A 20930-nucleotide genomic window follows, 5' to 3' on the forward strand; every position below is an offset into this window, starting at 1 on the left:
CGACTCCGCGCGGGTCAGTGCTGCGGGGCGTCGTTCCACGACCAGATGTCGTCGCCGCGGAGCACGGCGTCGGCGCCGCCGTCGCAGTAGATCGTCTGACCGGCCATGTGCGTGTTGGCGGGGCTGGTCAGCCACACCAGCAGCTCCGCGATCGACGAGGCCGGCTGGTGGTAGTTGAGCGGCATCGGCACGGCGGCGTCCACCTGCGCCAGACCCTCCGGCGAGGCGAGCAGTCCGGCGGTCATGGCGGTGGTCACGGTGCCGGGGGCCACGGCGTTCAGCGGGATACCGGCGCCGGCCCATGCGGGCGTGACCGACTCGCGGCGCACCCACCGGGACACCGCGCGCTTGCTCGACGAGTAGTTGAGGAACCCGCCCTCGGGGGTGGCCGCGAGCTGGTCGCCGATCTCCAGCGCCCGGGTCTCGTCGCCGGCGAGGGCGGCGTCGACGAGCTCGGCGGACACGGGCTGCAGCGATGCCATCGACGACACCACGGCGGCACGCGGCGCGTCGGCCAGGCTGAGCGTGGGCCGCAGCGCCTCCAGGAACTCGGTGACGCCGAAGTAGTTGATCGCCATGGTCTTCGCGATCGGAGCGGCGATCCCGGCGCAGGCGATCACGGCGTCGATGCTGCCGTCCGCGGCTTCCACGGCGGCCTGCGCGGCGGCGAGGCGTCCGTCGTGCGTGGAGAGGTCGCCCTCCACCTCGGCACCCGCGAGGTCGACACCGATCACGGTGTGGCCCTGCGCGCGCAGCAGGGTGGCGGTGGCGGCTCCGATTCCGGATGCCGAGCCGGTGACGACGTAGGTGCGGGTCATGATGATTCCTCCTGGGTGGACGGCGCCGACGGCGTGCCGGCGAGGGCGAAGACGAAGCGGGTGAGCTGCTGCCGGAACGCCGCGATCTCCGCGGCGTCCCAGCCGGCGAGGGCGTCTTCGACCATCCGGTGACCGGCTTCGACCAGGCGCGCGTACGCCTGCTCGCCGGCGGGCGCGAGACGCACCTCGACCGTGCGACCGGTGCGGATCGGGTCGACGACGCCCTGCGCGGCCATGCGGGCGACCAGCTTGGACGTGGTCGGCCGGGACATCGATGCATGCTCGGCGAGGGCGCCGAATCCGAGCGCTCCCCCGTGCAGCCCGAGCAGGTACACGGCGCGGATCGCGGTGGGGTCGAGCGAGACGCCGACGCTCTCGGCCACCTGGGCCTGCACGTCGCTCTCGCTCCACGCCGACACCACGCTCACGAGGGCGACGTGGATGTCGGCGATGCTCTCGGCGTTCGCCATGCCCTCAGTCTACGCCTTTTGTTGCTTGAGGCAACTGTTCTCGGTGATGTACCCCGTCGAACCCGTGTCGTCGACCAGCACGTACGGCACGAGGTCGCCCGAGGTCCCGCGGCCTCGCCGCCAGTGCCGCTCGCGCCCGTCGCCGTACTCCAGCACGATCGCGCTCGGCGCCACGCCCGCGGGAGCGACCACGTACGAACTGCCGCCGAGGCCCGCCGACCGCAACTGCGCGACGATCCCGCCCTCTCGTGGCCGCGGTGCTTCGGTGTGCAGGTCCCGTGGGGTCACGGGGAGGGCGTACTCACCGCGCACCTGCAGCACCGCGGCTCCGGCGGCGCGGGGGCCGAGGGGCGTCACTCCGCGACCCCGATGCGCTCGGCCCAGGCGGCGGTATCCCGCAGACCCCGGGCGTCGAGGTACGCGCGGACGGTGTCGTGCACCAGGCGGACCTCGGCCTCGTTCCCCATCGCGGCCTGCATCGCGCCGATCTCCGGGGCCGGCTTGCCGTCGATGCGCTCGAGTGCCTCCCAGACGATGTCCTCGCGAGCACCGCGTCCCAGGGCGTGCGGCATCGAGACGAATCCGGGGCTGGAGCGGCGGGCGGGTCGTGACTCTTCCATGCGTTGTCCTCTCTCGACCGGAGGGCAGGCTCGCGCGGAGGGGCCGGCGGCCCCTGGCGGCGCGCACGACCGCCTCGGGGTAGGTGCCCCCGTGTGTGGTCGTGCGGTTGTGCGGCCCGCGCTGCTCCCCTGATCGCCGTCGAGTGCGGCGCGGGAACCTCGGTCTGGCCGTCCGGTTCCCTCCGACCGTACCACTTTATTTTGAGTCATTCAAAACAACGACACGAGGTGACGATGGTCGACTCGGAGGGGCAGGCCCCGACGCGAGCGCCGCACCGCGTGGTCCAGAGGACCGCATTTTTTCTGGCTCATCGGGAATTTGACTTCCATGCCGTTCCGGTCCGGAGGGTGCGCCGGATACCCGCGCGAGAGGGCGCTGTCAACGGCCCTGTCCTGGCGTGACATCCGGCGCACCCTGGACCTCTCACCCGACGAGAGGAGCACATCGTGATGCACGACGAGGGCCACTTGAGCGATCCGGAGCGCATGCAGCCGGAGGAGGAGGACAGGGTCGAGTCGGGCCAGGACCCGACCGATCCGGACTACCCCTCCGAGCCGGGCGGACAGGAGACGCCGTCCAGCGCGTCGATCGCGGCGCACCTGGACGAGCGCGGCGGAGACCGCGCGGATGGTGTCGAGAACGTTCCGGCGGGTGGAGCGGGAGCCGACGCGGGTGCGGGCTCGGCCGCGCGCGTCGACGGATCCACCGAGCCGTCCGAACCCGGATACGAGTCCGCCCACAGCGACGAGCCCGGGGTGGGAGCCAAGCGCCCCGACTGATGCGCGCTGGCGGACGGTGCCGCCGCGCTCAGTGGGGGAACGGGCACCCGCGACCGGTGCCGGCCGCTCGCACGCGACCACCTGACGCGGGCTTGGTGGGGAGCCGTCGACGGTTCACCTCCAGGCCCTCGTCGAGCACGCGCAACCGCGGGTCGCTGAGCACGGCGATCGCGGCAGTGAGGCCCGCCACGACGAGCTTCTCGCCCGGGCAGCGGTGACCCGTGGCGACGTCGGCCCCGCCCTGTGGGATGAACGTCTTGACGTCTTCGTGGTCGGTCACATCGGTGAAGCGCTCCGGTGCGAAGCGGTGCGGGTGCGCCCACGACTGCTCGTCGGTGTCGGTGCCGAGGATGTCGAGCACCACGCGGCCGCCCTTCGGCACCCGCACGCCGTCGATCTCGATGTCGGTGAGGGCACGCCCGGGCAGCATTGGCACGAACAACCCCGTGCGGCGCACCTCCTGCGCGAACATGGTCGCCAGCGGTCCGCCGACCAGGGCCCCGCGCTCCTCGGTCTCGGCCGCGATGCGGGCGCGCCATTCGGGGCGGTCATGCAGCTCCTTGGCCGCGAACGCCACGAAGCGGGCGGCCGCGATCATCGGCCGGATGCTGTTCTGCAGCTCGATGCCGGCCGTCTTCGCGGGGAGCAGCGCGCCGTCGGCGTCGCGGTGCCCGGCCCACAGCGAGAGCGCGGTGTCCTCCCCGGCGGTGAGCGAACCGTCGCGCACCGCCTCGATCAGCCGCTGCGCGTGCCGGTCCGACCACACGCGGTTCAGCGTGGCGACGAGGTACTCCGGTGAGTAGGGAACGCCGAACCCGTCGACGATCTGGGCGAGTCGCGCCGCCCAGCGCGTCTTGGCCGCCGCGGTGCCCGGCAGGCCCGCCCACCCCATGATGGCGCGGCCGAACGCGCCGACCGCGGCGTCGTAGGCACTGCGCGTGCCGCCGTCCAGCCAGGCGTCGCGCTCCCGCGCCCACTCCCGCTCGAGCCACGGCGTCAGCCGCGCGACCTGGCGGTCTTCGTAGGCGGCGGTCACGAAGGTCGCCTTGCGGTGCCGGTGCGCGGCGCCGTCGAGGCTGTGCACCGAACCGTGTCCGAACAGCGTCTCCTGCACGATCGCGGGCATGGCGCCGTGACGCGCGATGCGGCTCTCGTCATAGAACAGGTCGATGCCCTCGGCGCCGCGCACGAGGGCGGCTTCGTCGCCCAGCAGCCGCATCGGGGCTGACCGGGCGCCCGGGCGTGCGCGCCGCCAGATGCGCGCCCCGAAGTCGTAGCCGCGCGTGAGGAGGAACGGAGAGTCCTCGTGCGTGACCGCCTCGGCGGCGTGCGAGATCCGGGTGGTGAGTCGCTGAAGCATGACTCGACCCTGTCAGTGTCTGCGGGGGCCCTCCAGGGGGGAGCGTTCGACGGCCGACTGTGCTAGCGGGGTCGCGGCGGCCGTTGTCAAGCGCCTGTGCGCTCGGCCCCTCCCCCGTCACACTGGCGGCGGAACGGAGGAATCATGGCCACCAACACCCGAGACCTGACGTGCACCACCGAGGACGTGTTCCGCGTGCTGGCGGACGGCTGGCTCTACCCGGCGTGGGTGGTCGGGGCCTCCCGCATGCGCGACGTGGATGCCGCATGGCCCGCCCCTGGCGCGCAGCTGCATCACTCCGTGGGCGTCTGGCCCGCGCTGCTCGACGACACGACCGAACTGCTGCAGTGGAACCCGCCGCATCGGGTGGTGATGCGAGCGCGGGGGTGGCCGGTGGGCGAGGCGCAGGTCACGCTGCGGGCACGGTCGACCGCGACCGGCTGTCAGGTGCGCATCGACGAGGAGCCCGCGAAGGGCCCGGCGACGCTCCTCCCCCGTTTCCTGACCACGCCGATCCTGCGGTGGCGCAACGCGGAGACGCTGCATCGGCTGGCGTATCTGGCCGAGGGCCGCTCGCGCTGAGCCTCCCCGCGGAACCTATGCCGCGGAGCGCATATAGTCCTCGGCGGCCTGCACCTGGGCCGGTGTGGGCCGCACGCCGGTGTAGAGCACGAACTGCTCCAGCGCCTGCAGAGTGGCGACCTCCGCTCCCGTGATGACGGTCTTGCCCGCGGCCCGCGCCGCGGCGATCAGCGGTGTCTCGGCGGGAAGCGCGACCACGTCGAACACCACGGCGGAGGCGGAGATCGCATCCTCGCTGAACGCGAGGGCGTGCTCCTCGTCCCCTCCGGCCATCCCGATCGGGGTCACGTTCACGAGCACGGCGGCCGTGGCGTCACCGGGTTCGGGTCGCCAGCCGAAGCCGTACAGCTCTGCCAGGGCGCGACCGCGGGCCTCGTTGCGGGCCACGATGGTGACGTCGGTGAAGCCGGCGTCGCGGAAGGCGGCGGCGGTCGCCTTGGCCATGCCGCCCGAGCCGCGCAGCAGCACGGAGGACCGCGGGTCGATGCCGCTGCGCTCGATGAGGCTCGCGATGGCCGAGTAGTCGGTGTTGTAGGCCGTGAGCACGCCGTCGTCGTTCACGATCGTGTTGACGGAGTCGATGGCGCTCGCGGAGGCATCCATCCGGTCGACCAGCGCGATGACGTCCTCTTTATAGGGCATGGAGATCGCGCACCCTCGGATGCCGAGCCCGCGGACGCCCGCGATCGCCTGCGCCAGATCGGTGGGCGCGAACGCCTTGTAGATCCAGTTGAGCCCCAGCGACTCGTACAGATGGTTGTGGAACCGGGTGCCGTTGTTGCTCGGCCGTGCGGACAGCGAGATGCACAGCGTCATGTCCTTGTTCAGCATCGTCACCGCATCAGGCTACTCGCGGCGGGGTCCGTGGCGGGAACGGCCGCACTCCCCTATGGTGAAGGTGCATGCACAGGGGATTGATCGTCTCCGTCTCACCCCAGGAGACGGACGGCCCACCCCAGGGGCACGACGATCCGTGTATGCGATTGGGCCCTCTCGAGTAGTTCAGTCCCCAATGGGCTACTCGAGGGGGCCGCTATCGTTCATTCTCCCACCGATTTTCGGATTTGTCCCCCAAAAGGGGGACACGGAGGCCCAAAAGGGGTTAGGCTGTCTCTGACGCACCCTCCGGTCGTCTTCGGCCCTCATCGCTCCCCCCGCGGTGAGGGCCACACCATTTTCCGGGCACCGTCTCCCCCTCGCCCGCGGCGTGCGCGTGACGCTCGTGCAACATTTGGATTACCTTCTTGCCTCTCCTGTTGCCGCCGGGGTCGCCTCCACTAGCGTTAGCGATGTCGGTGCACCCCTGCGTCGGCTTCTAGATCAGCAGAACAGGCAGTACATGAGCACCCAGGGCACGGTCAAGTGGTTCAACTCGGAGAAGGGCTTCGGCTTCATCTCCCCCGACGACGGAGGCGCTGACGTCTTCGCGCACTACTCCGCCATCCAGTCATCCGGCTACCGGTCTCTCGACGAGAACCAGCGAGTCGAGTTCGATGTGGCGCAGGGCCCGAAGGGCCTGCAGGCAGAGAACATCCGCCCGCTCTGACGCGGACGACACCGGGACTCCCCGTCTGAAGAACGCACTCGAGCGTCCTTTCGACGGGGAGTTCCGTTTTCTGCGGCAGTGAGGGAGCGCTCAGCTCAGCAGCAGGGCGCGCAACTCGTCGACCGAGGCGACGCGGAACGCCGCGTCGTCCCCTTCGTGCGGGTCGCTGAACCCCCACTCGACGAAGATCACGGGCACGCCGTTGGCCTTCCCGCCCTCCACGTCGTGATGGCGGTCGCCCACGAGCACCGGCCGTGAGACGTCGGTGCCCAGCGCCTCCAGCCGGCGCAGGGCCTCGGCGACGATGTCGGTCTTCGATGCGAGCGTCGCCTCATCCGGCGTGGCCCCGACGGTGGTGAGGAACGCGGGACGCAGGCCGAAGTAGTCGACCAGCGCATCCACCTGGTTCTCCGGCTTCGAGCTGGCGGTCGCCTGCGGCACCCCCGCGGCGTGCAGATCGTGGATGAGCTCCGCCACTCCCGGGTACGTGCGCACGTCGGTCGTGTAGCCGTCTGCCTTGCCGAGTGTGCGGTAGAACGCCACGGCCTCCGCCGACTCCTCCGGGGTCATGCCGGCCTGGTCCTGGAACGACTGGAACATGGGCGGCCCGATCCAGTGCACCAGTTCCTCGCGCGTCGGGGCCGGACGGCCGAAGTGCGTGAGGGCGACGTGCAGCCGGCGGAGGATGCCGACCGAGGCGTCGACGATCGTGCCGTCGACGTCCCAGAGCACGCAGGAGTAAGGGAAGGGGGCCATGCCCTCCAGCCTATGGGCTCGCGGACGCCTGACCGCCTGCTCTGCACAGGTGTGCAGAACCAACGAGGCATCGCCGCCCGGTGAGGGGGAGCGTCAGAAGAGCCGGGGGATGCCCGACTCGATGCCCTTCATGTCGTCGTAGTCGAGCACGAGGCAGCGGATGCCGCGGTCTTCGGCGAGCACGCGCGCCTGGGGCTTGATCTCCTGCGCGGCGAACACGCCCTGCACGGGGGAGAGGTGCGGGTCGCGGCCGAGCAGCTCCAGGTAGCGCGTCAGCTGCTCCACACCGTCGATGTCACCGCGGCGCTTGACCTCCACGGCGATCGCGGCACCGTCGGCGTCCCGCACCAGCAGGTCGACCGGACCGATCGCCGTCGGGTACTCGCGCCGCACCAGCGTCGCGCCCTCGGAGATGCGCTCCACCTGCTCGGCGAGCAGGCGCTGCAGGTCGGCCTCGACGCCGTCCTTCTGCAGCCCGGGGTCGAGGCCGAGCTCGTGCTGCGAGTCGTGGATGATCTCGTAGATCTGCACACGCAGCGCGTCACCCGTCTTCTTGTGCGTCACGCGCCACACCTCGACGACGCCGGCACTCGCCTCCTCCTCGCCGGGCTCCTCGGTGGCGAGCGAGCACGGCGGGCTCATCCAGTTCAGGGGCTTGTAACTGCCCCCGTCGGAGTGCACGAGCAGACTCCCGTCGCCCTTGTGCACGAGCAGACGCGTGGCGAGGGGGAGATGGGCGTTGAGCCGACCGGAGTAGTCGACCGAGCAGCGGGCGATGACGAGACGCACCCGACGAGCCTACTTCGTCGACGGCCGTCGCTCGTCCGCTCAGAGGATCGAGCCGAGCGCGTCGAACAGCCCCAGCTCGGTTGCCGCCGACCGCGCGATCAGGAAGCCGAGGATGCCGATGATCCACGCCGTGTTCTCGGCTCCCGTGCGCTCCATCCAGGCGGCGAAGCGCTCGAGCGGGCGCTGCACGAGCGGCGCGGCGACGAGCCGCAGCACCAGGAGGACGAGCGCCGGGGCGATCATGAGCGCGCAGTAGGCGACCAGCGCGAGCACGCGGAACGGCGCGTCCACACCGGCGTCAGCGAGCATGGTCATGGCGACGAGGTAGGGGAGCATCGTGGCGACCTCGACCAGACCGGCAGCGATCGCGACCGCCATCACCGCCAGCCCCCGGGTGCGCGGGTCGAGCAGTCGCTCGCGCCACCGCGTGAGGCGCCCGGGGCGGGCCGGTGCGCGTCCGGCGGGCGTGGTTTCCGGGCGTTCGAGCGCCGAGTGCGCGGCCGGGTCCGGTGTGCTCGCTCCGGACGGCGTGACCGGGGTGACTCGCGCGGGCGGCCGCTCGGCGTCGCCGTCCGCCGCGGGTTTCGACGTCGGCATCACGAACGCGGTGATCAGCAGCGCCGCGCCCACCAGCAGTCGCGTGACCATCCCCGCCGGCGATCCCAGGAAGTCGGAGGCGACGTCCGCCAGATTCACGAGGCCCCACAGGAACAGCAGCCCGACCACGAGGTAGAACGCGGCGATCGTCACCAGGTAGAGCACGATGCGGCCGCCCCGCACACGTCCGGGGTGCAGCAGCAGGAACACCGGGATCAGCAGGGTGCCGACGCTGAGACCGTCGATGAGCGCCAGCACCGCGAGCGACAGGGGGAGGGGGAGTCCGCCGAAGAGTTCCATGGCTCCACCGTCGCGGGTGCCGCGTCGGCGCGGATCGGGCGAAAGTCCCGGTCGTCTCGCGCTCCTCATCCCTTCGTCGGATGCGGCCCCCGCGTGGTCGTGGTTGCATGAGGGCATGCGCGAACCGGGCGAGGGCGGTCTCGGCGCCCGGTACCGGCGTCACCGCTGGTGGGTGGACCCGCTCGGCGCCCTGCTGCTCACCGTGGTGATGGCCGCCTTCGGGTTCCATGGGCTCTGGGGACCGTTCTCGATGCTGCCCGACGACGTGTCGCCGTGGTGGGCGCTCGTGCTCACGGTCCCGGCGTGCGTGCTCTCGCTCGGCAAGACACGGCACCCCTGGACCGTCCTGGTGCTCGTCGCCGTGCTGTTCCTCGCCGACCTGCTCACCGTCGGCGGCATCGGCACGCTCGTCGTGCTGCTCGACGTGCTGTGGACGGCCGCGTTCCTCGCCGGCCCGCGCGGACGCCGTGTCATCCTGGCGGCCCTGGGCGTCGCCACCGTGGCGCTGTTCCTGGCGGCGCTGCTCGTCTCCCGCGTCGAGGTGCCCGTGGCCGTGCTGTTCGCGGTGCAGTTCGGGGCGATCTTCGGCACCGACTATTGGTGGGCGGTCGCGGTCTCCCAGGCGCACGAGCTCGCGGAGCTGCACCGGCAGCGAGCGGAGGACGCGGCGGCCGAAGCCGAGCGCGACCGCACCGAGGCTGTGCAGCGCGAACGCGAGGCGATGGCGCGGGAACTGCACGACGTGGTCGCGGGGCACGTGCTGGCGATGGCGATCCGCGCGGAGGCCGCGCTCTCGGCACCCGCTGAGCGGTCAGACGATCGGGCGGCGCTGCGGGCCGTGCGTGACGCGGGGCTCGACGCCCATGGGGCGCTGCGGTCGATGATCACGGTGCTGCGCCGCGGCGGCGGGCCGCTCGTGCCCACGCCCAGCTGGACCGACCTCGAGGGCATCGTGCACGAGGCGCGGTTGTCCGGGCTGTCCGTGCGGCTCGACGCGGCCGACCGGGCAGAGCTGGGGGACCTCGGCGGTGGCGGTGAGCAGGCGATCGTCCGGGTCGTGCGGGAGGCACTCGGCAACTGCGTACGGCACGCGGGCGGTGCCGAGGTCGCGGTGGAGATCGGACGCTCCGGCGATGAGACGCGGGTGCGCGTGCGGTCGCACGGCGGGGTGGCCGCGGTCGGCACGGCCCGGCACGACGGCGACGGCTGGGGTCTGCAACTGTTGCGCGAGCGGGTGGTGGCGCTGGGGGGCGTGTTCCACGCGGGACCGCAGGACGACGGCTGGACCGTGGAGGCGCGGCTGCCGGCGGGGGCCCGGTCGTGAGCGCCCCCACGGTGCTGCTGGCGGACGACCACGGGGCCATCCGCGCGGGACTGCGGATCATGCTCGAGACGCACGACATCGTGGTGGTGGGCGAGGCGGCCGACGGCGATGTGGCCGTGCGCAACGCAGCGGCCCTCCGCCCCGACGTCGTGCTGATGGATCTGCGTATGCCGGGGCGGGACGGCGTCTCGGCCACGAAGGAGATCGTCGATCGGGGTCTCTCGGACGTGCTGGTGCTCACGAGTTTCGACGAGGACGAGCTCGTGCTCGCGGCGATTCGCGCCGGGGCGGTGGGGTTCCTGCTGAAGACGGCGGACGCGCCCACCCTGGTGCACGCGGTGCGCGCGGTCGCGGCGGGGGAGGGCGCGCTCGATCCCCGCGTGACCCGTCGTGCGCTCGCCGCCGTGGCCGAGGCCGCCTCCGACCCGTCGCCCTCGACCTCGGCCCCGCCCGTGCTGGACGAGCTCACCGCGCGCGAGCGGGAAGTGCTCGACGGGATCCTGCAGGGCTGGTCGAACGCCCAGCTCGCCGCCCGCCTGCGCATCTCGGTGCCGACCGTGAAGACGCACGTGTCGAACGTGCTCGCGAAGCTGGGCGCCCGCAGTCGTTCGCACGCGGCCGCGCTCGTGCGGTCGCGCGACGACTGAGGCTCAGCCGCGCGCGGCGGGCGCGACCGGGGTCTTCTCGTCTTCGCGCAGCGGGCGGGCGGCGCCGGAGAACAGCCCGGACACCACGACCAGCGCGACCAGGATGAACAGCGTGTTGAGCAGGCCGATGTGCTCGCTGATGACGCCGAGCACGGGCGGGCCGCCGAGGAAGGCGACGTAGCCGATCGTGGCGGCGGCGCTCACGCGGGCGGCGGCCTTGGCGGGGTCGTCGGCCGCGGCGGACATGCCGAGCGGGAAGCCGAGCGAGGCGCCGACGCCCCACAGGGCGGCCCCGATGAGCACCAGCGGCAGGGTGGGCGCGAGGATGAACAGGAGGATGCCGGTCGCGGCGGTCGCGGCGAGGATCCGCAGCACGAGCACCCGCCCGAAGCGGTCGACCAGGGGGCCGCCGAACAGTCGCACGACGGTCATGCCGACCGAGAACACGGCCAGTGCGACGGCACCCGACCCCTCCGCGAGTCCGTGACCCTGTTCGGTGCCGAGGGCGATCCAGTCGTTCGCCCCGCCCTCCGCGAACGACATGCCGAGCATGACGGTGCCCAGCAGGTACGTGCGGGGCTCCCGCCACGCCTCGAGTGCGGTGTGCAGGCGCTGGCGGAACGGCGGCTTCTCGTGCTCCTCCGGGTCGAGCGCGGCCTCGCGCACGGGCACCTGGAAGAAGCAGATCACCGCGATCACGGCGATCAGGATGCCGACGGCGATCGCGTGCGTGCCGACGTCGATCCGGAGGTGGGCGGCGAGGGCGCCGATGCCGGCGCCCAGCACGGTGCCGAAGCTGAAGAAGGCGTGGAAGACGGGGAGGATGGTGCGACCCATCTGCTGTTCGATCGCGGTGGCCTCGACGTTCATCATCACGTCGACGCAGCCGTTGCCGAAGCCGAACAGCACCATGCCGACCAGGACCAGCGGCACGGAGCCGAACACGGTGGCGCCCAGACCGACGAGCGCGATGCCCGCCCCGAACGTGAGCATCGACAGGAGCATGCCGCGGCGCGCACCCGTGCGTGCCATCACGGCCGGGCTCGTGGAGATGCCGAGGATGGACGCGATGCCCATGCCGAGCAGGATCAGCCCGACCTGTGCGTTGTCGAGGCCGAGGGCCTCCTTGATGCCGGGCACACGCGAGGCCCACGTCGCGATCGAGAGGCCGCTGGCGAGGAAGATGGCGAAGATCGCGGCGCGCCAGCGCACGAACTGCGAGCGGATGAGGGCGGTGTCCATGAGCGAAAGCATATCGAATCGATTCGATCCGTGAGCGCCGAACCCGGCTATCCTCGGAGTATGAGCAGCAGGGAGACCCCGCGCCGACCCACGATCGCGGATGTCGCGCGCGAGGCGGGGGTCGCGACCTCCACCGCGTCCGTGGTCTTCAGCGGCAAGGCCAAGGTCGCCCCCGCTACGCGCGACCGCGTGCTCGCCGCCGCCACCGAGCTCGGCTACACCGGCCCCGACCCCCGCGCGGCCTCGCTCCGACGCGGTCGCAGCGGCATCGTCGCCGTCGTGCTCGAGGGGCACCTGCGGGCCGCGTTCCTCGACCCCGTGACCACCGCGATGATGGACGGCCTCACCGACGGCCTCGCCGACCTCAGCGCCGGGATCCTCCTGATGCGCGACGAGCCCGGCGAAGACGGCTCCGCGATCGCGAGCGCCCCGGTCGACGCGGTCGTGCTGATCGGCTGTTCCGGCCGCACCCGCGCGTCGCTCGAGGTCGTGCTCGGGCGCGGCCTCCCGGTGGTCGTGATCGAGGGCGATGCGGGGCTCGACGTGCCGCGCATCACGCTCGACAACGTGGCCGCCTCCGCCGACGTGGCCCGGCACGTGCGCGACCTCGGGCACCGCGACGTGGCGCTGGTGACGCTCGCGCTCGACGCCGACCGCGAGCGGACCCTCATCACGCCGGAGCGCCTGGCGAACGCGACCGTCGACGTCACGGTCGACCGGCTCCGCGGCATGCGCGAGATCTTCCCCAACGCCCCCGCGATCTCCGCCTCGGGCAGCCTGATCGACGAGGGCATCCTGGTGGGGCGCATGCTGCTGTCCGACCCCGAGAACCGCCCGACGGCCGTGCTCGCCCAGAGCGACCTGCTCGCGGTCGGCGTGATCCGCGCCGCGGAGGAGCTCGGGCTGCGCGTGCCGGAAGACCTGTCGGTGGCGGGCTTCGACGGCATCGCGCTCGACGGCCTCGGAGACCTCACGCTCACCACCAGCGTGCAGCCCGCGGTCGAGAAGGGCCGCGCGGCGGGGGAGCAGGTGGCGCGCATGCTCCGCGGCGAGCCGGGGGAGACGCAGGACCTCTCCTGCCGGTTCCGCGCCGGCACCACCACCGCACCGCCCGCGCGCTGAGCGCTCCCGCCGCTCAGGAGTGCGCGGGACCGAGGCGCAGCGGAGTTTCGCCGAAGTCGAGGATGCGGTACCGACCGCACTCGACCGTGTCGAACGGCCCGGCCCCGGCGGGCAGCTGCCACGGCACGGTCTGCGCGTCCTCCACCAGGAACGACACCTCGCCCACCGCGAAGTCCCGCCGGTCCACGAGCCAGGCGTAGCCGTTCAGGGCGTGATCCACCTGCACCAGCCGCGACGGATCCGCGAGGTGCAGCTTCGGCAGCCGCATGGTCCAGAACTGTCCAGCGCCCGTGCGGCCGGAGGCGTCGACCCAGTCGGTCACGCACGCCAGATCGGCGTCGGGAGCCTGTGCCGCGGCCGCGAGCCGCGGCACGCTCAGGCCGCCCGCGACCAGCAGCAGGGCGCCGGTCGCCGCGACCACGACCCGCACCGCCCGCCCGGACGACCGCAGCACGCGCGGATCCGCGACCAGGGCCAGCACCGGCACGAAGGCGAGCGGCTGAAGGTAGCGGGCGGCCTGCGTGCCCAGCGCCACCGCCCCCAGGAGGACCAGCACCGGAGCGACCCAGGCGACGGCGGCCACGAGTCGTGCCCCGGGCTCCCGCTCCCGCACCGAACGCACGACCGCGAGGCAGAGCAGCGCGACGACCGCGGCCACCGCGAGCACGCCGGGCAGGGTCGACAGCCGCTCCGCGAACAGCCCCGCGTACAGCCGCAGCGACTCCGCCCACCGCCAGGGCTGCACGTAGCCGGCACCCGTGTTGGCGATCCATGCCGCGAACGGAATGCGACCCAGGAACCCGAGCGCCGTGCCCCCCAGCAGCACCACCGCGAGCAGCAGCGCGCGCCGTCTGCTCGCGGCGGAGAAAGCGAGCCAGGCGAGCACCGCCAGCAGCGGCACGGCGGCCCAGGCCGCGAACAGCGGATTGCTCAGCGTGGAGACCGCCGCCGTCGCGCCGAAAGCCACGAGCAGCGCGACCCCGCCCCGCGGGCGGTCGAGGAAGCGGCGGGCGAGGCCGATCGCCGCCACGACCCCGATCGTGGTGGCGGCGTAGTACGTGGTGGTGAGCGGAAGCGACGCGAGCTCGAGCGCATCGCGGGAGGCCGACGACTCCGTGAGCACCAGCGCGGCGAAGGCGCCGAACGCCGCGAGCGACCATGCGACCGGCGCGGAACCCGCCCGGCGGCGACCGGCGACGAGCCGCGCCACGCCGTAGAACCCGAGCAGGTTGACCACCGCGTTCACCGCGAGCAGGCCGTTCACCCCGAGTGGCAGCAGGGCAGCGAGCACGACGTGCACGGCGGTCTCCGGCAGGAACAGCACGCTCGACAGCGCCCACTCGCCCACGCCGTCGCCGCCGAGCACCGCCCGGCCGATCAGCGCCACGACCAGGGAATCGCCGTCGCGGAACAGCAGCTCGGAGCGGGGAGTGGCGGCGAGCTGACCCGCCGCGACGAGGGCGATCGCGAGGGCTGCGAGCCACCCCGTCAGCTCCCGCCGTGCGCCCCCGTGCATGCGAACACTCTGGCACGTCGCGAACACCCGGGGACCGCGGCCAGCCATCATCCCGGTAAACTGGACGGACACCGCCCGCCTGAGCCGCAAGGCCGACGAGCCCCGAGGAGCCGCGTATATGCTGATGCTCCTCGCCGTGTTCCTCCTCGGGTCGCTGTTGATGCCCGTTCTGGTGCGCTGGCTCGGAGCTCAGGCCTTCGCCGTCGCCGCCCTCATCCCGGCCGCCGCGTTCGTGCACGCCCTCGTCCTCACGCCGCAGGTGCTCGACGGCCCCGTCCCGTTCGAGTCTGTGCCGTGGATCCCGCAGCTCGGGCTCTCGCTGTCGATGAACATGGACGTGCTCGGGTGGGTGCTCACGCTCATCGTCACCGGCGTCGGCGCGCTCGTGCTGCTCTACTGCCGCTGGTACTTCCACGACGACGCCGCCGGCATCGGCCAGTTCGCCGGGGTGCTGCTCGGCTTCGCGGGCGCGATGTACGGCCTCGTGCTCACGGACGACCTCGTGATGCTCGTGATGTTCTGGGAGGTGACGAGCATCCTCTCGTACCTCCTCATCGGGCACTACCGCCGCCGCGCCGCCAGCCGTCGTGCCGCGCTGCAGGCCCTGCTCGTCACGACGCTCGGCGGACTGGTGATGTTCGTCGGCGTCGTGCTCCTGGTGGTCGACGCCGGTACGTCGAGCATCCGCGAGATCCTTGCCCTCGCGCCCAGCGGGCCCCTCGTGGACGCCGCCATCGTGATGCTGCTGATCGGCGCGATCAGCAAGTCGGCCCTGTTCCCCTTCCACTTCTGGCTGCCCGGCGCGATGGCCGCCCCCACCCCGGTGAGCGCCTACCTGCACGCCGCCGCCATGGTGAAGGCCGGCATCTACCTGATCGCGCGCTTCGCCCCGATCTTCGCGCTGAGCGCGACCTGGCGGCCGATCATCATCAGCCTCGGCATCCTCACGATGCTGCTCGGCGGGGTGCAGGCGCTGCGCGAGACCGACCTCAAGCGCGTGCTCGCGTTCGGCACCGTCAGCCAGCTCGGGTTCTTCGCGGTCGTCGTCGGCTACGGCACCCAGGCCGCCGCCCTCGCCGGAGTCGCGCTCGTGATCGGGCACGCGCTGTTCAAGTCGGCGCTGTTCCTGATCGTCGGCGTGATCGACCGCCAGCTCTCCACGCGTGACATCACCGAGCTCTCCGGGGTCGGACGTCAGGCGCCGGTCATGGCGACCGCGGCGTTCATCTCGGTCGCGTCGATGGCGGGCATCGCGCCGACGATCGGCTTCGTCGCCAAGGAGTCCACGCTCACGGCGTTGCTCGACGACGCCCAGGGCGGCTCCGTGTGGGGCCTGGTCGCGCTCCTCGGCGTCGCGCTCGGATCCATGCTCACCGCGGCATATGGCGTGCGCTTCCTGTGGGGAGCGTTCTGGACCAAGCGGGGCGAACGCGGCGACCGGCTGCCCGACACCGCCTGGCCCGACCCGCCCGTCGGCTTCCTCTCCGCGCCGATCATCCTCGCCGGGGTCACTCTCGCGGCAGGCATCGGCGCCCCCGCGCTCGACGTCGCGTTGCAGCCGTACGCCCTCACCGCCAGCCCCGGGCTCGACCACGAGGGAGCGGCCGTCGAAGGGCCCGGCCACCTCGCGCTCTGGCACGGGTTCGAGCCTGCGCTGGGCATCTCGATCCTCACGATCCTCCTCGGCATCGGCCTGTTCCTGCTCACGCGCCGCACCGGATGGGACCGCCGCCCGCGCGTGCTGCCGTTCACCGCCGCCGACGCCTACTACCTCGTGATGCGCGGCATCGACCGCCTCTCCGTGCTCAGCACCTCGCTCACCCAGCGCGGCTCGCTGCCCGTCTACGTCGGCACGATCTTCGTGGTGTTCGTCGCCGCCGAGGTCACCGCGCTCATCGCGAGCGACATCGACCGGTACGAGCTGTCGCTGTGGCACACGCCGGCCCAGCTCGCCGTCGCGCCCATCATGGCGGTCGCCGGCGTGGTCGCGGTGCGCGCCAGGAAGCGGTACACCGGCGTCGTGCTCGCCTCGGTCACCGGGCTCGGCATGGTGGTGCTCTTCGCCACCAGCGGTGCACCCGACCTCGCGCTGACGCAGATCCTGGTGGAGACCGTGACCATGGTCACCTTCGCGCTCGTGCTGCGCCGGCTCCCCGCGCGGATGGGCGAGCACAACGCCTCGGTCAGCCGCATCCCCCGCGCGCTGCTCGGCATCGGTGTGGGCCTCACCATGGCGTTCGTCGCGATCGTCGCCACCCAGTCGCGCGTGGCCGACCCGATCTCGGAGATCTTCCCGCAGATCGCCTACGAGATCGGCCACGGCAAGAACGTGGTGAACGTGGCCCTGGTCGACCTGCGCGGCTGGGACACGATGGGCGAGCTGTCGGTGCTCGTGCTCGCCGCGACCGGCGTCGCGTCGCTCGTGTTCGTGACCCACCGCGCCGACCTGCTCGCCGCCACCAAGACCCTGCCGCGTTCCGTGCGCAAGGCCGCCCGCAGCCGTCCGCTCGTCGAGACGACCGACGGCGTGCGCTTCCAGACCTCGGAGAACCGCAGCGCCCCACGCGCCTGGCTCGTCGGCGGGCAGAAGATGAAACCGGAGAACCGGTCGATCCTGCTCGAGGTGATCGTGCGGATCCTGTTCCACACCATCATCGTGGTGTCGATCTTCCTGCTGTTCGCCGGGCACAACCTGCCGGGCGGCGGCTTCGCCGGCGGGCTCGTCGCGGGAATGGCGCTCGTGATGCGCTACATCGCGGGCGGCCGCTGGGAGCTCGGCGCCGCGGCCCCCACCGACGCCGGACGTCTGCTCGGCGCCGGTCTCATCCTCGCGGTCGGCACGGCCGTCGTCCCGCTGTTCTTCGGCATGGCCCCGCTCACCAGCACGTTCTGGGAGTGGGAGATCCCCGGCATCGGTCACATGGAGTTCGTCACCTCCACGATCTTCGACGTGGGCGTGTACCTCGTGGTGATCGGCCTGGTGCTCGACGTGCTGCGCAGCCTCGGCGCCGAGGTGGACCGGCAGTCCGCGCTCCGCCCCGGTCAGAGCACCGCGATCGACTTCACCTCCCGGACGGGAGGGAACGGCTGATGGACGTCTCCCTCGCGCTCATCGCGATCATGGCCGTGCTCTTCGCGTGCGGCGTGTACGCCATGCTCGAGCGCAGCCTGACGCGCGTGCTGATCGGGTTCCTGCTGCTCGGCAACGCCACCAACCTGCTGCTGCTGATCGTGATGGGCGTGCCCGGCAACGCGCCGTTCTTCGGCACCGACGGCGACCTGAGCGACCCGCTGCCGCAGGCGCTCACGCTCACGGCCATCGTGATCACGTTCGCGGTGTCCGCGTTCCTGCTCGCCCTGATCTACCGCTCCTGGCAGCTCGGACAGGCCGACACGGTCGAGGACGACGAGGCCGACATCGCGCTGCGCGAGCGCACCGACGCCGACGAAGAGCTCATGGACGACGAGTCGGAGACCGACGACGACGAGGCGACCACCGACTTCGTCGGCGTGCAGACCGCGCCCATCACGGTGCTGCACATGCGCGACCACCCCGACATCCACGACGACGCCCCCTACGACTCGCCCTACGGCGCGCAGCCGGACGACCCCGAACCCGAGGCCGACGCGGACTCAGACCACACGACAGACGGGGAGGGCAGGCCATGACCACGCTCGTCCCCCTGCTCGTCGCCCTGCCGCTGCTCGGCGCCGCCGTGACCCTGGTCTTCGGTCGCAACGCCCGCCTGCAGGTGTTCGTCACGGTGGCCACGCTCGCCGTGGTGTCGGTGATCGCCGCGGTGCTGCTGGTCGTGGTCGACGCCGGCTCTCCGCTCGCGGTGTCGGTGGGCGGCTGGCCCGTGCCGTTCGGCATCGTGCTGTACGTCGACCGGCTCGCCGCCCTGCTGGTGCTGGTGTCGAGCGTGGTGCTGCTCGCGGTCCTGTTGTTCTCGATCGGCCAGGGAGTGGCCGACGGCGCCGACGAGACGCCGATCTCGATCTTCAACCCCTCGTACCTGATCCTCGCGGCCGGCATCTTCAACGCCTTCATCGCGGGCGACCTGTTCAACCTCTACGTGGGCTTCGAGATCCTGCTCGTGGCGTCGTACGTGCTGATCACGCTCGGCAGCACCGAGTCGCGCATCCGCACCGGCGCGGTGTACATCGTCGTCTCGCTCGTGTCGTCGATCCTGTTCCTCGCCTCGATCGCGATGATCTACGGCGCGCTCGGCACCGTGAACATGGCGCAGATCGCCGAGCGCATGTCGGAGCTGCCGCAGGACACCCAGCTCGTGCTGCACCTCATGCTCGTGGTCGCGTTCGGCATCAAGGCCGCGATCTTCCCGGTGTCGTTCTGGCTGCCCGACTCGTACCCGACCGCGCCCGCCCCGGTCACCGCCGTGTTCGCCGGCCTGCTGACGAAGGTGGGCGTGTATGCGCTGATCCGCACCGAGACGCAGCTGTTCGCGTCGAACAGCATCGACACGCTGCTGCTCATCATCGCGCTGGCGACCATGGTGGTCGGGGTGCTGGGCGCCGTGGCGCAGGCCGAGCTGAAGAGGATCCTGTCGTTCACGCTCGTCAGCCACGTGGGTTACATGATCTTCGGCCTCGCGATCGCGACGCCCGCGGCGATCGGCGCCACGGTGTACTACATCGTCCACCACATCGTCGTGCAGACCACCCTGTTCCTCGCGGTGGGCCTGATCGAGCGCCGGGCGGGCAGCACCTCGATCCTCCGGGTGAAGGGACTGCTCAAGATCGCGCCCGTGATCGCCGTGCTGTACTTCATCCCCGCGATCAACCTCGGCGGCCTGCCCCCGTTCTCCGGCTTCATCGGCAAGTTCGCCCTGTTCGAGGCCGCCGCCTCGGTGGGCACGCCGCTCATGATCGTGCTGATCTTCGGCGGCATCGTCACCTCGCTGCTCACGCTGTACGCGCTCATGCGGGCGTGGAACCTGGCGTTCTGGCGCGAGGAGGAGGACTCGGCCGAGACCGAGGGCCGCATCTCCTACCTCACCGGCGCCCCCGCGGCAGACGAGCAGCAGGAGACGCGGCGCATCCCGAAGATCATGACGGTCGCGACCGCGGGAATGGTCACGGTCACGGTGGCCCTGACGATCTTCGCCGGTCCGCTGTACGCTCTGTGCGATCGCATCGGGGCTGGCCTGCTGCAGCCGGTCAACCTCGTCCAGCTGGAAGACGAGGTGGAGGGATGAGGCCGGAGACGCGGCGCCTGTGGCGCGACATCGGCATGCAGCTGCCGTTCCTCGCGTGGCTGGTGGTGCTGTGGATGCTGCTGTGGGCCCAGTTCACGGTGCTGTCGTTCCTGACCGGGCTCGTGGTCGCGATCTTCGTGACGCGTGTGTTCCGCCTGCCTACGGTCGAGCTCTCCGGTCGCGTGAACCTCTGGTACGCGGCGCTGTTCCTGGTGCAGTTCCTCTACGCCGTGCTGCGGGGCGCCCTGTCGGTCACGGTGCAGGTGTTCGACTTCCGTCGTCAGCCCGGCACCGCGATCGTCGCCGTGCCGCTGCGCTACGCGGACGACCTCGTGATGACGCACGTCGCGGTGGTGTCGTCGCTGATCCCCGGCTCCCTCGTGGTGGAGGCCGACCGCGACCGCCGCATCCTCTACCTGCACGTGATCGGCGTGCGCAGCAAGGAAGACGTCGAGGAGCAGCGGCAGGGGGTGCTCGGCTGGGAGAAGCGCGTGGTGCGGGCCCTCGGCGACCCGTCGCAGTACCGTCGCCTCAAGGCCGATGAGCGCGCCGGCCGTATCGACCCGGCCAGGGTGGGGGGTGCCCGATGAACGTCCTGCTCCTGGCGATCCTCGCGGTGTTCGGCGTCGCGGCGATCCTCGCCGTCATCCGCATCGTGCGCGGCCCGTCGATCCTCGACCGCGCGGTCGCCGCCGACGTGCTGCTCACCGAGGTGATGTGCGTGATCGGCGCGGAGATGGCGATCAACGGTCACACGCGCAACATCCCGGTGCTGCTGATCATCGCCGCGGTGGGCGTGTTCGGCTCGATCGCGGTGGCGCGGTTCGTCGCGAGAAGGGACAACACGACCCCATGAACGTGTTCGGCCTGATGATCCCCGACGCCGTGATCGACGTCACCGTGCTGGTGCTGATCCTGATCGGCGCGCTGCTGTGCCTGTCGGCCGCGGTCGGACTGCTGCACTTCCGTGACGTGCCGACCCGGTTGCACGCCGCGACCAAGCCGCAGGTGCTCGGCCTGCTGGTGATCTGCGTGGCGATCGCGCTGTCGCAGCGGTCGATCGGCGGGGTGCTGTTCGGGCTGGTGCTGGTGGCGCCCGTGGTGCTCATGCAATTCGCGACGGCCCCGCTGTCGGCCCACATGGTCGGTCGCCAGGCGTATCGCAACGGCACGATCGAGCAGCGCGGCCTCGTGGTGGACGAGCTGGCGGAGTCCAAGCAGACGCCTCCCGCGGCGGGCTGA

23 protein-coding genes are annotated in these 20930 nt (G+C 71.7%); 12 read left to right on the forward strand and 11 right to left on the reverse strand.

Annotation, left to right across the window (positions count from 1 at the left end; translation table 11 throughout):
• Window positions 1-14: 14 nt before the first annotated feature.
• From KE274_RS00575 to KE274_RS00590, 4 genes are read right to left on the reverse strand one after another with little or no spacing between them, the layout of a single operon-like run.
• The gene (locus tag KE274_RS00575) at window positions 15-818 is read right to left on the reverse strand and encodes an SDR family oxidoreductase (protein ID WP_211539828.1); all 804 of its coding nucleotides are present in this window, start codon (window positions 816-818) and stop codon (window positions 15-17) included.
• Entirely contained in the window at window positions 815-1288 is a 474-nt protein-coding gene (locus KE274_RS00580) for a MarR family winged helix-turn-helix transcriptional regulator (RefSeq protein ID WP_211539831.1), read from the reverse strand. The genes KE274_RS00575 and KE274_RS00580 overlap by 4 nt, the downstream gene beginning before the upstream one ends.
• Window positions 1289-1297: 9 nt before the next feature.
• Complete coding sequence (locus tag KE274_RS00585; RefSeq protein ID WP_211539832.1) at window positions 1298-1645, reverse strand: hypothetical protein; 348 nt, start codon at window positions 1643-1645, stop codon at window positions 1298-1300.
• On the reverse strand, window positions 1642-1908 hold the full coding sequence (locus KE274_RS00590; protein WP_211539834.1) for a hypothetical protein: 267 nt from the start codon (window positions 1906-1908) through the stop codon (window positions 1642-1644). The genes KE274_RS00585 and KE274_RS00590 overlap by 4 nt, the downstream gene beginning before the upstream one ends.
• Before the next feature lie 447 nt (window positions 1909-2355).
• Between KE274_RS00590 and KE274_RS00595 the strand changes: the two genes are divergently transcribed.
• Window positions 2356-2688, forward strand: a complete 333-nt coding sequence (locus tag KE274_RS00595) for a hypothetical protein (protein WP_211539836.1) — start codon at window positions 2356-2358, stop codon at window positions 2686-2688.
• A 28-nt stretch (window positions 2689-2716) separates the two neighbouring features.
• Here the strand turns inward: KE274_RS00595 and KE274_RS00600 are convergent, their stop codons facing one another.
• Window positions 2717-4048, reverse strand: a complete 1332-nt coding sequence (locus tag KE274_RS00600) for a cytochrome P450 (protein WP_211539838.1) — start codon at window positions 4046-4048, stop codon at window positions 2717-2719.
• A gap of 144 nt (window positions 4049-4192) precedes the next feature.
• Here KE274_RS00600 and KE274_RS00605 point away from each other — a divergent pair, with 144 nt between their 5' ends.
• Complete coding sequence (locus KE274_RS00605; RefSeq protein ID WP_211539845.1) at window positions 4193-4630, forward strand: SRPBCC family protein; 438 nt, start codon at window positions 4193-4195, stop codon at window positions 4628-4630.
• Between the two features lie 15 nt (window positions 4631-4645).
• Here KE274_RS00605 and KE274_RS00610 read toward each other — a convergent pair whose 3' ends face one another.
• Window positions 4646-5467 carry a shikimate 5-dehydrogenase gene (locus KE274_RS00610; protein ID WP_211539848.1) on the reverse strand — a complete coding sequence of 274 codons (822 nt, stop codon included), beginning with the start codon at window positions 5465-5467 and terminating at the stop codon, window positions 4646-4648.
• A 502-nt stretch (window positions 5468-5969) separates the two neighbouring features.
• Between KE274_RS00610 and KE274_RS00615 the strand changes: the two genes are divergently transcribed.
• Window positions 5970-6176: a cold-shock protein gene (locus tag KE274_RS00615; protein WP_136034351.1), complete on the forward strand. Its 207-nt coding sequence runs from the start codon at window positions 5970-5972 to the stop codon at window positions 6174-6176.
• A 90-nt stretch (window positions 6177-6266) separates the two neighbouring features.
• On the opposite strand, the gene KE274_RS00620 is transcribed toward KE274_RS00615, so the two are convergent.
• The 3 genes from KE274_RS00620 to KE274_RS00630 all read right to left on the reverse strand — a co-directional run bounded on the left by KE274_RS00620 (window position 6267) and on the right by KE274_RS00630 (window position 8618).
• Complete coding sequence (locus KE274_RS00620; RefSeq protein WP_211539850.1) at window positions 6267-6932, reverse strand: HAD hydrolase-like protein; 666 nt, start codon at window positions 6930-6932, stop codon at window positions 6267-6269.
• A 93-nt stretch (window positions 6933-7025) separates the two neighbouring features.
• Complete coding sequence (gene nucS / locus KE274_RS00625) at window positions 7026-7721, reverse strand: endonuclease NucS (RefSeq protein ID WP_211539852.1); 696 nt, start codon at window positions 7719-7721, stop codon at window positions 7026-7028.
• 39 nt (window positions 7722-7760) lie between these two features.
• Window positions 7761-8618, reverse strand: coding sequence for a GAP family protein (locus tag KE274_RS00630; RefSeq protein WP_211539854.1), 858 nt, complete (start codon window positions 8616-8618; stop codon window positions 7761-7763).
• 115 nt (window positions 8619-8733) lie between these two features.
• Between KE274_RS00630 and KE274_RS00635 the strand changes: the two genes are divergently transcribed.
• Both KE274_RS00635 and KE274_RS00640 read left to right on the forward strand, forming a co-directional pair.
• Window positions 8734-9942: a sensor histidine kinase gene (locus KE274_RS00635; protein WP_211539856.1), complete on the forward strand. Its 1209-nt coding sequence runs from the start codon at window positions 8734-8736 to the stop codon at window positions 9940-9942.
• Window positions 9939-10589 carry a response regulator transcription factor gene (locus tag KE274_RS00640; RefSeq protein WP_307872109.1) on the forward strand — a complete coding sequence of 217 codons (651 nt, stop codon included), beginning with the start codon at window positions 9939-9941 and terminating at the stop codon, window positions 10587-10589. The genes KE274_RS00635 and KE274_RS00640 overlap by 4 nt, the downstream gene beginning before the upstream one ends.
• Before the next feature lie 3 nt (window positions 10590-10592).
• Here KE274_RS00640 and KE274_RS00645 read toward each other — a convergent pair whose 3' ends face one another.
• Window positions 10593-11831 (reverse strand): MFS transporter, encoded by a 1239-nt coding sequence (locus tag KE274_RS00645; protein ID WP_211539864.1) that lies wholly within the window; start codon window positions 11829-11831, stop codon window positions 10593-10595.
• A 60-nt stretch (window positions 11832-11891) separates the two neighbouring features.
• Between KE274_RS00645 and KE274_RS00650 the strand changes: the two genes are divergently transcribed.
• Window positions 11892-12953, forward strand: coding sequence for a LacI family DNA-binding transcriptional regulator (locus KE274_RS00650; RefSeq protein ID WP_211539867.1), 1062 nt, complete (start codon window positions 11892-11894; stop codon window positions 12951-12953).
• A 13-nt stretch (window positions 12954-12966) separates the two neighbouring features.
• Here KE274_RS00650 and KE274_RS00655 read toward each other — a convergent pair whose 3' ends face one another.
• On the reverse strand, window positions 12967-14469 hold the full coding sequence (locus tag KE274_RS00655) for a hypothetical protein (protein WP_211539869.1): 1503 nt from the start codon (window positions 14467-14469) through the stop codon (window positions 12967-12969).
• 118 nt (window positions 14470-14587) lie between these two features.
• Here KE274_RS00655 and KE274_RS00660 point away from each other — a divergent pair, with 118 nt between their 5' ends.
• Genes KE274_RS00660 through mnhG form a run of 6 tightly spaced genes read left to right on the forward strand, consistent with a single transcriptional unit; the run spans window position 14588 to window position 20930 of the window.
• A complete protein-coding gene (locus KE274_RS00660) occupies window positions 14588-17560 on the forward strand; it encodes a Na+/H+ antiporter subunit A (RefSeq protein ID WP_211539877.1) in 2973 nt (990 codons plus the stop codon).
• Window positions 17560-18138: a Na(+)/H(+) antiporter subunit C gene (locus tag KE274_RS00665; RefSeq protein WP_211539879.1), complete on the forward strand. Its 579-nt coding sequence runs from the start codon at window positions 17560-17562 to the stop codon at window positions 18136-18138. Before KE274_RS00660 ends, KE274_RS00665 begins: the two co-directional genes overlap by 1 nt.
• Window positions 18135-19688, forward strand: a complete 1554-nt coding sequence (locus tag KE274_RS00670; protein ID WP_211539881.1) for a Na+/H+ antiporter subunit D — start codon at window positions 18135-18137, stop codon at window positions 19686-19688. The genes KE274_RS00665 and KE274_RS00670 overlap by 4 nt, the downstream gene beginning before the upstream one ends.
• Complete coding sequence (locus KE274_RS00675; RefSeq protein ID WP_211539890.1) at window positions 19685-20278, forward strand: Na+/H+ antiporter subunit E; 594 nt, start codon at window positions 19685-19687, stop codon at window positions 20276-20278. Before KE274_RS00670 ends, KE274_RS00675 begins: the two co-directional genes overlap by 4 nt.
• Window positions 20275-20544, forward strand: a complete 270-nt coding sequence (locus KE274_RS00680; RefSeq protein ID WP_211539892.1) for a monovalent cation/H+ antiporter complex subunit F — start codon at window positions 20275-20277, stop codon at window positions 20542-20544. The genes KE274_RS00675 and KE274_RS00680 overlap by 4 nt, the downstream gene beginning before the upstream one ends.
• Entirely contained in the window at window positions 20541-20930 is a 390-nt protein-coding gene (mnhG, locus tag KE274_RS00685) for a monovalent cation/H(+) antiporter subunit G (RefSeq protein WP_211539894.1), read from the forward strand. Before KE274_RS00680 ends, mnhG begins: the two co-directional genes overlap by 4 nt.

The organism is Microbacterium paraoxydans, from assembly GCF_018224615.1.
Classification (GTDB): Bacteria; Actinomycetota; Actinomycetes; order Actinomycetales; family Microbacteriaceae; genus Microbacterium; species Microbacterium paraoxydans_B.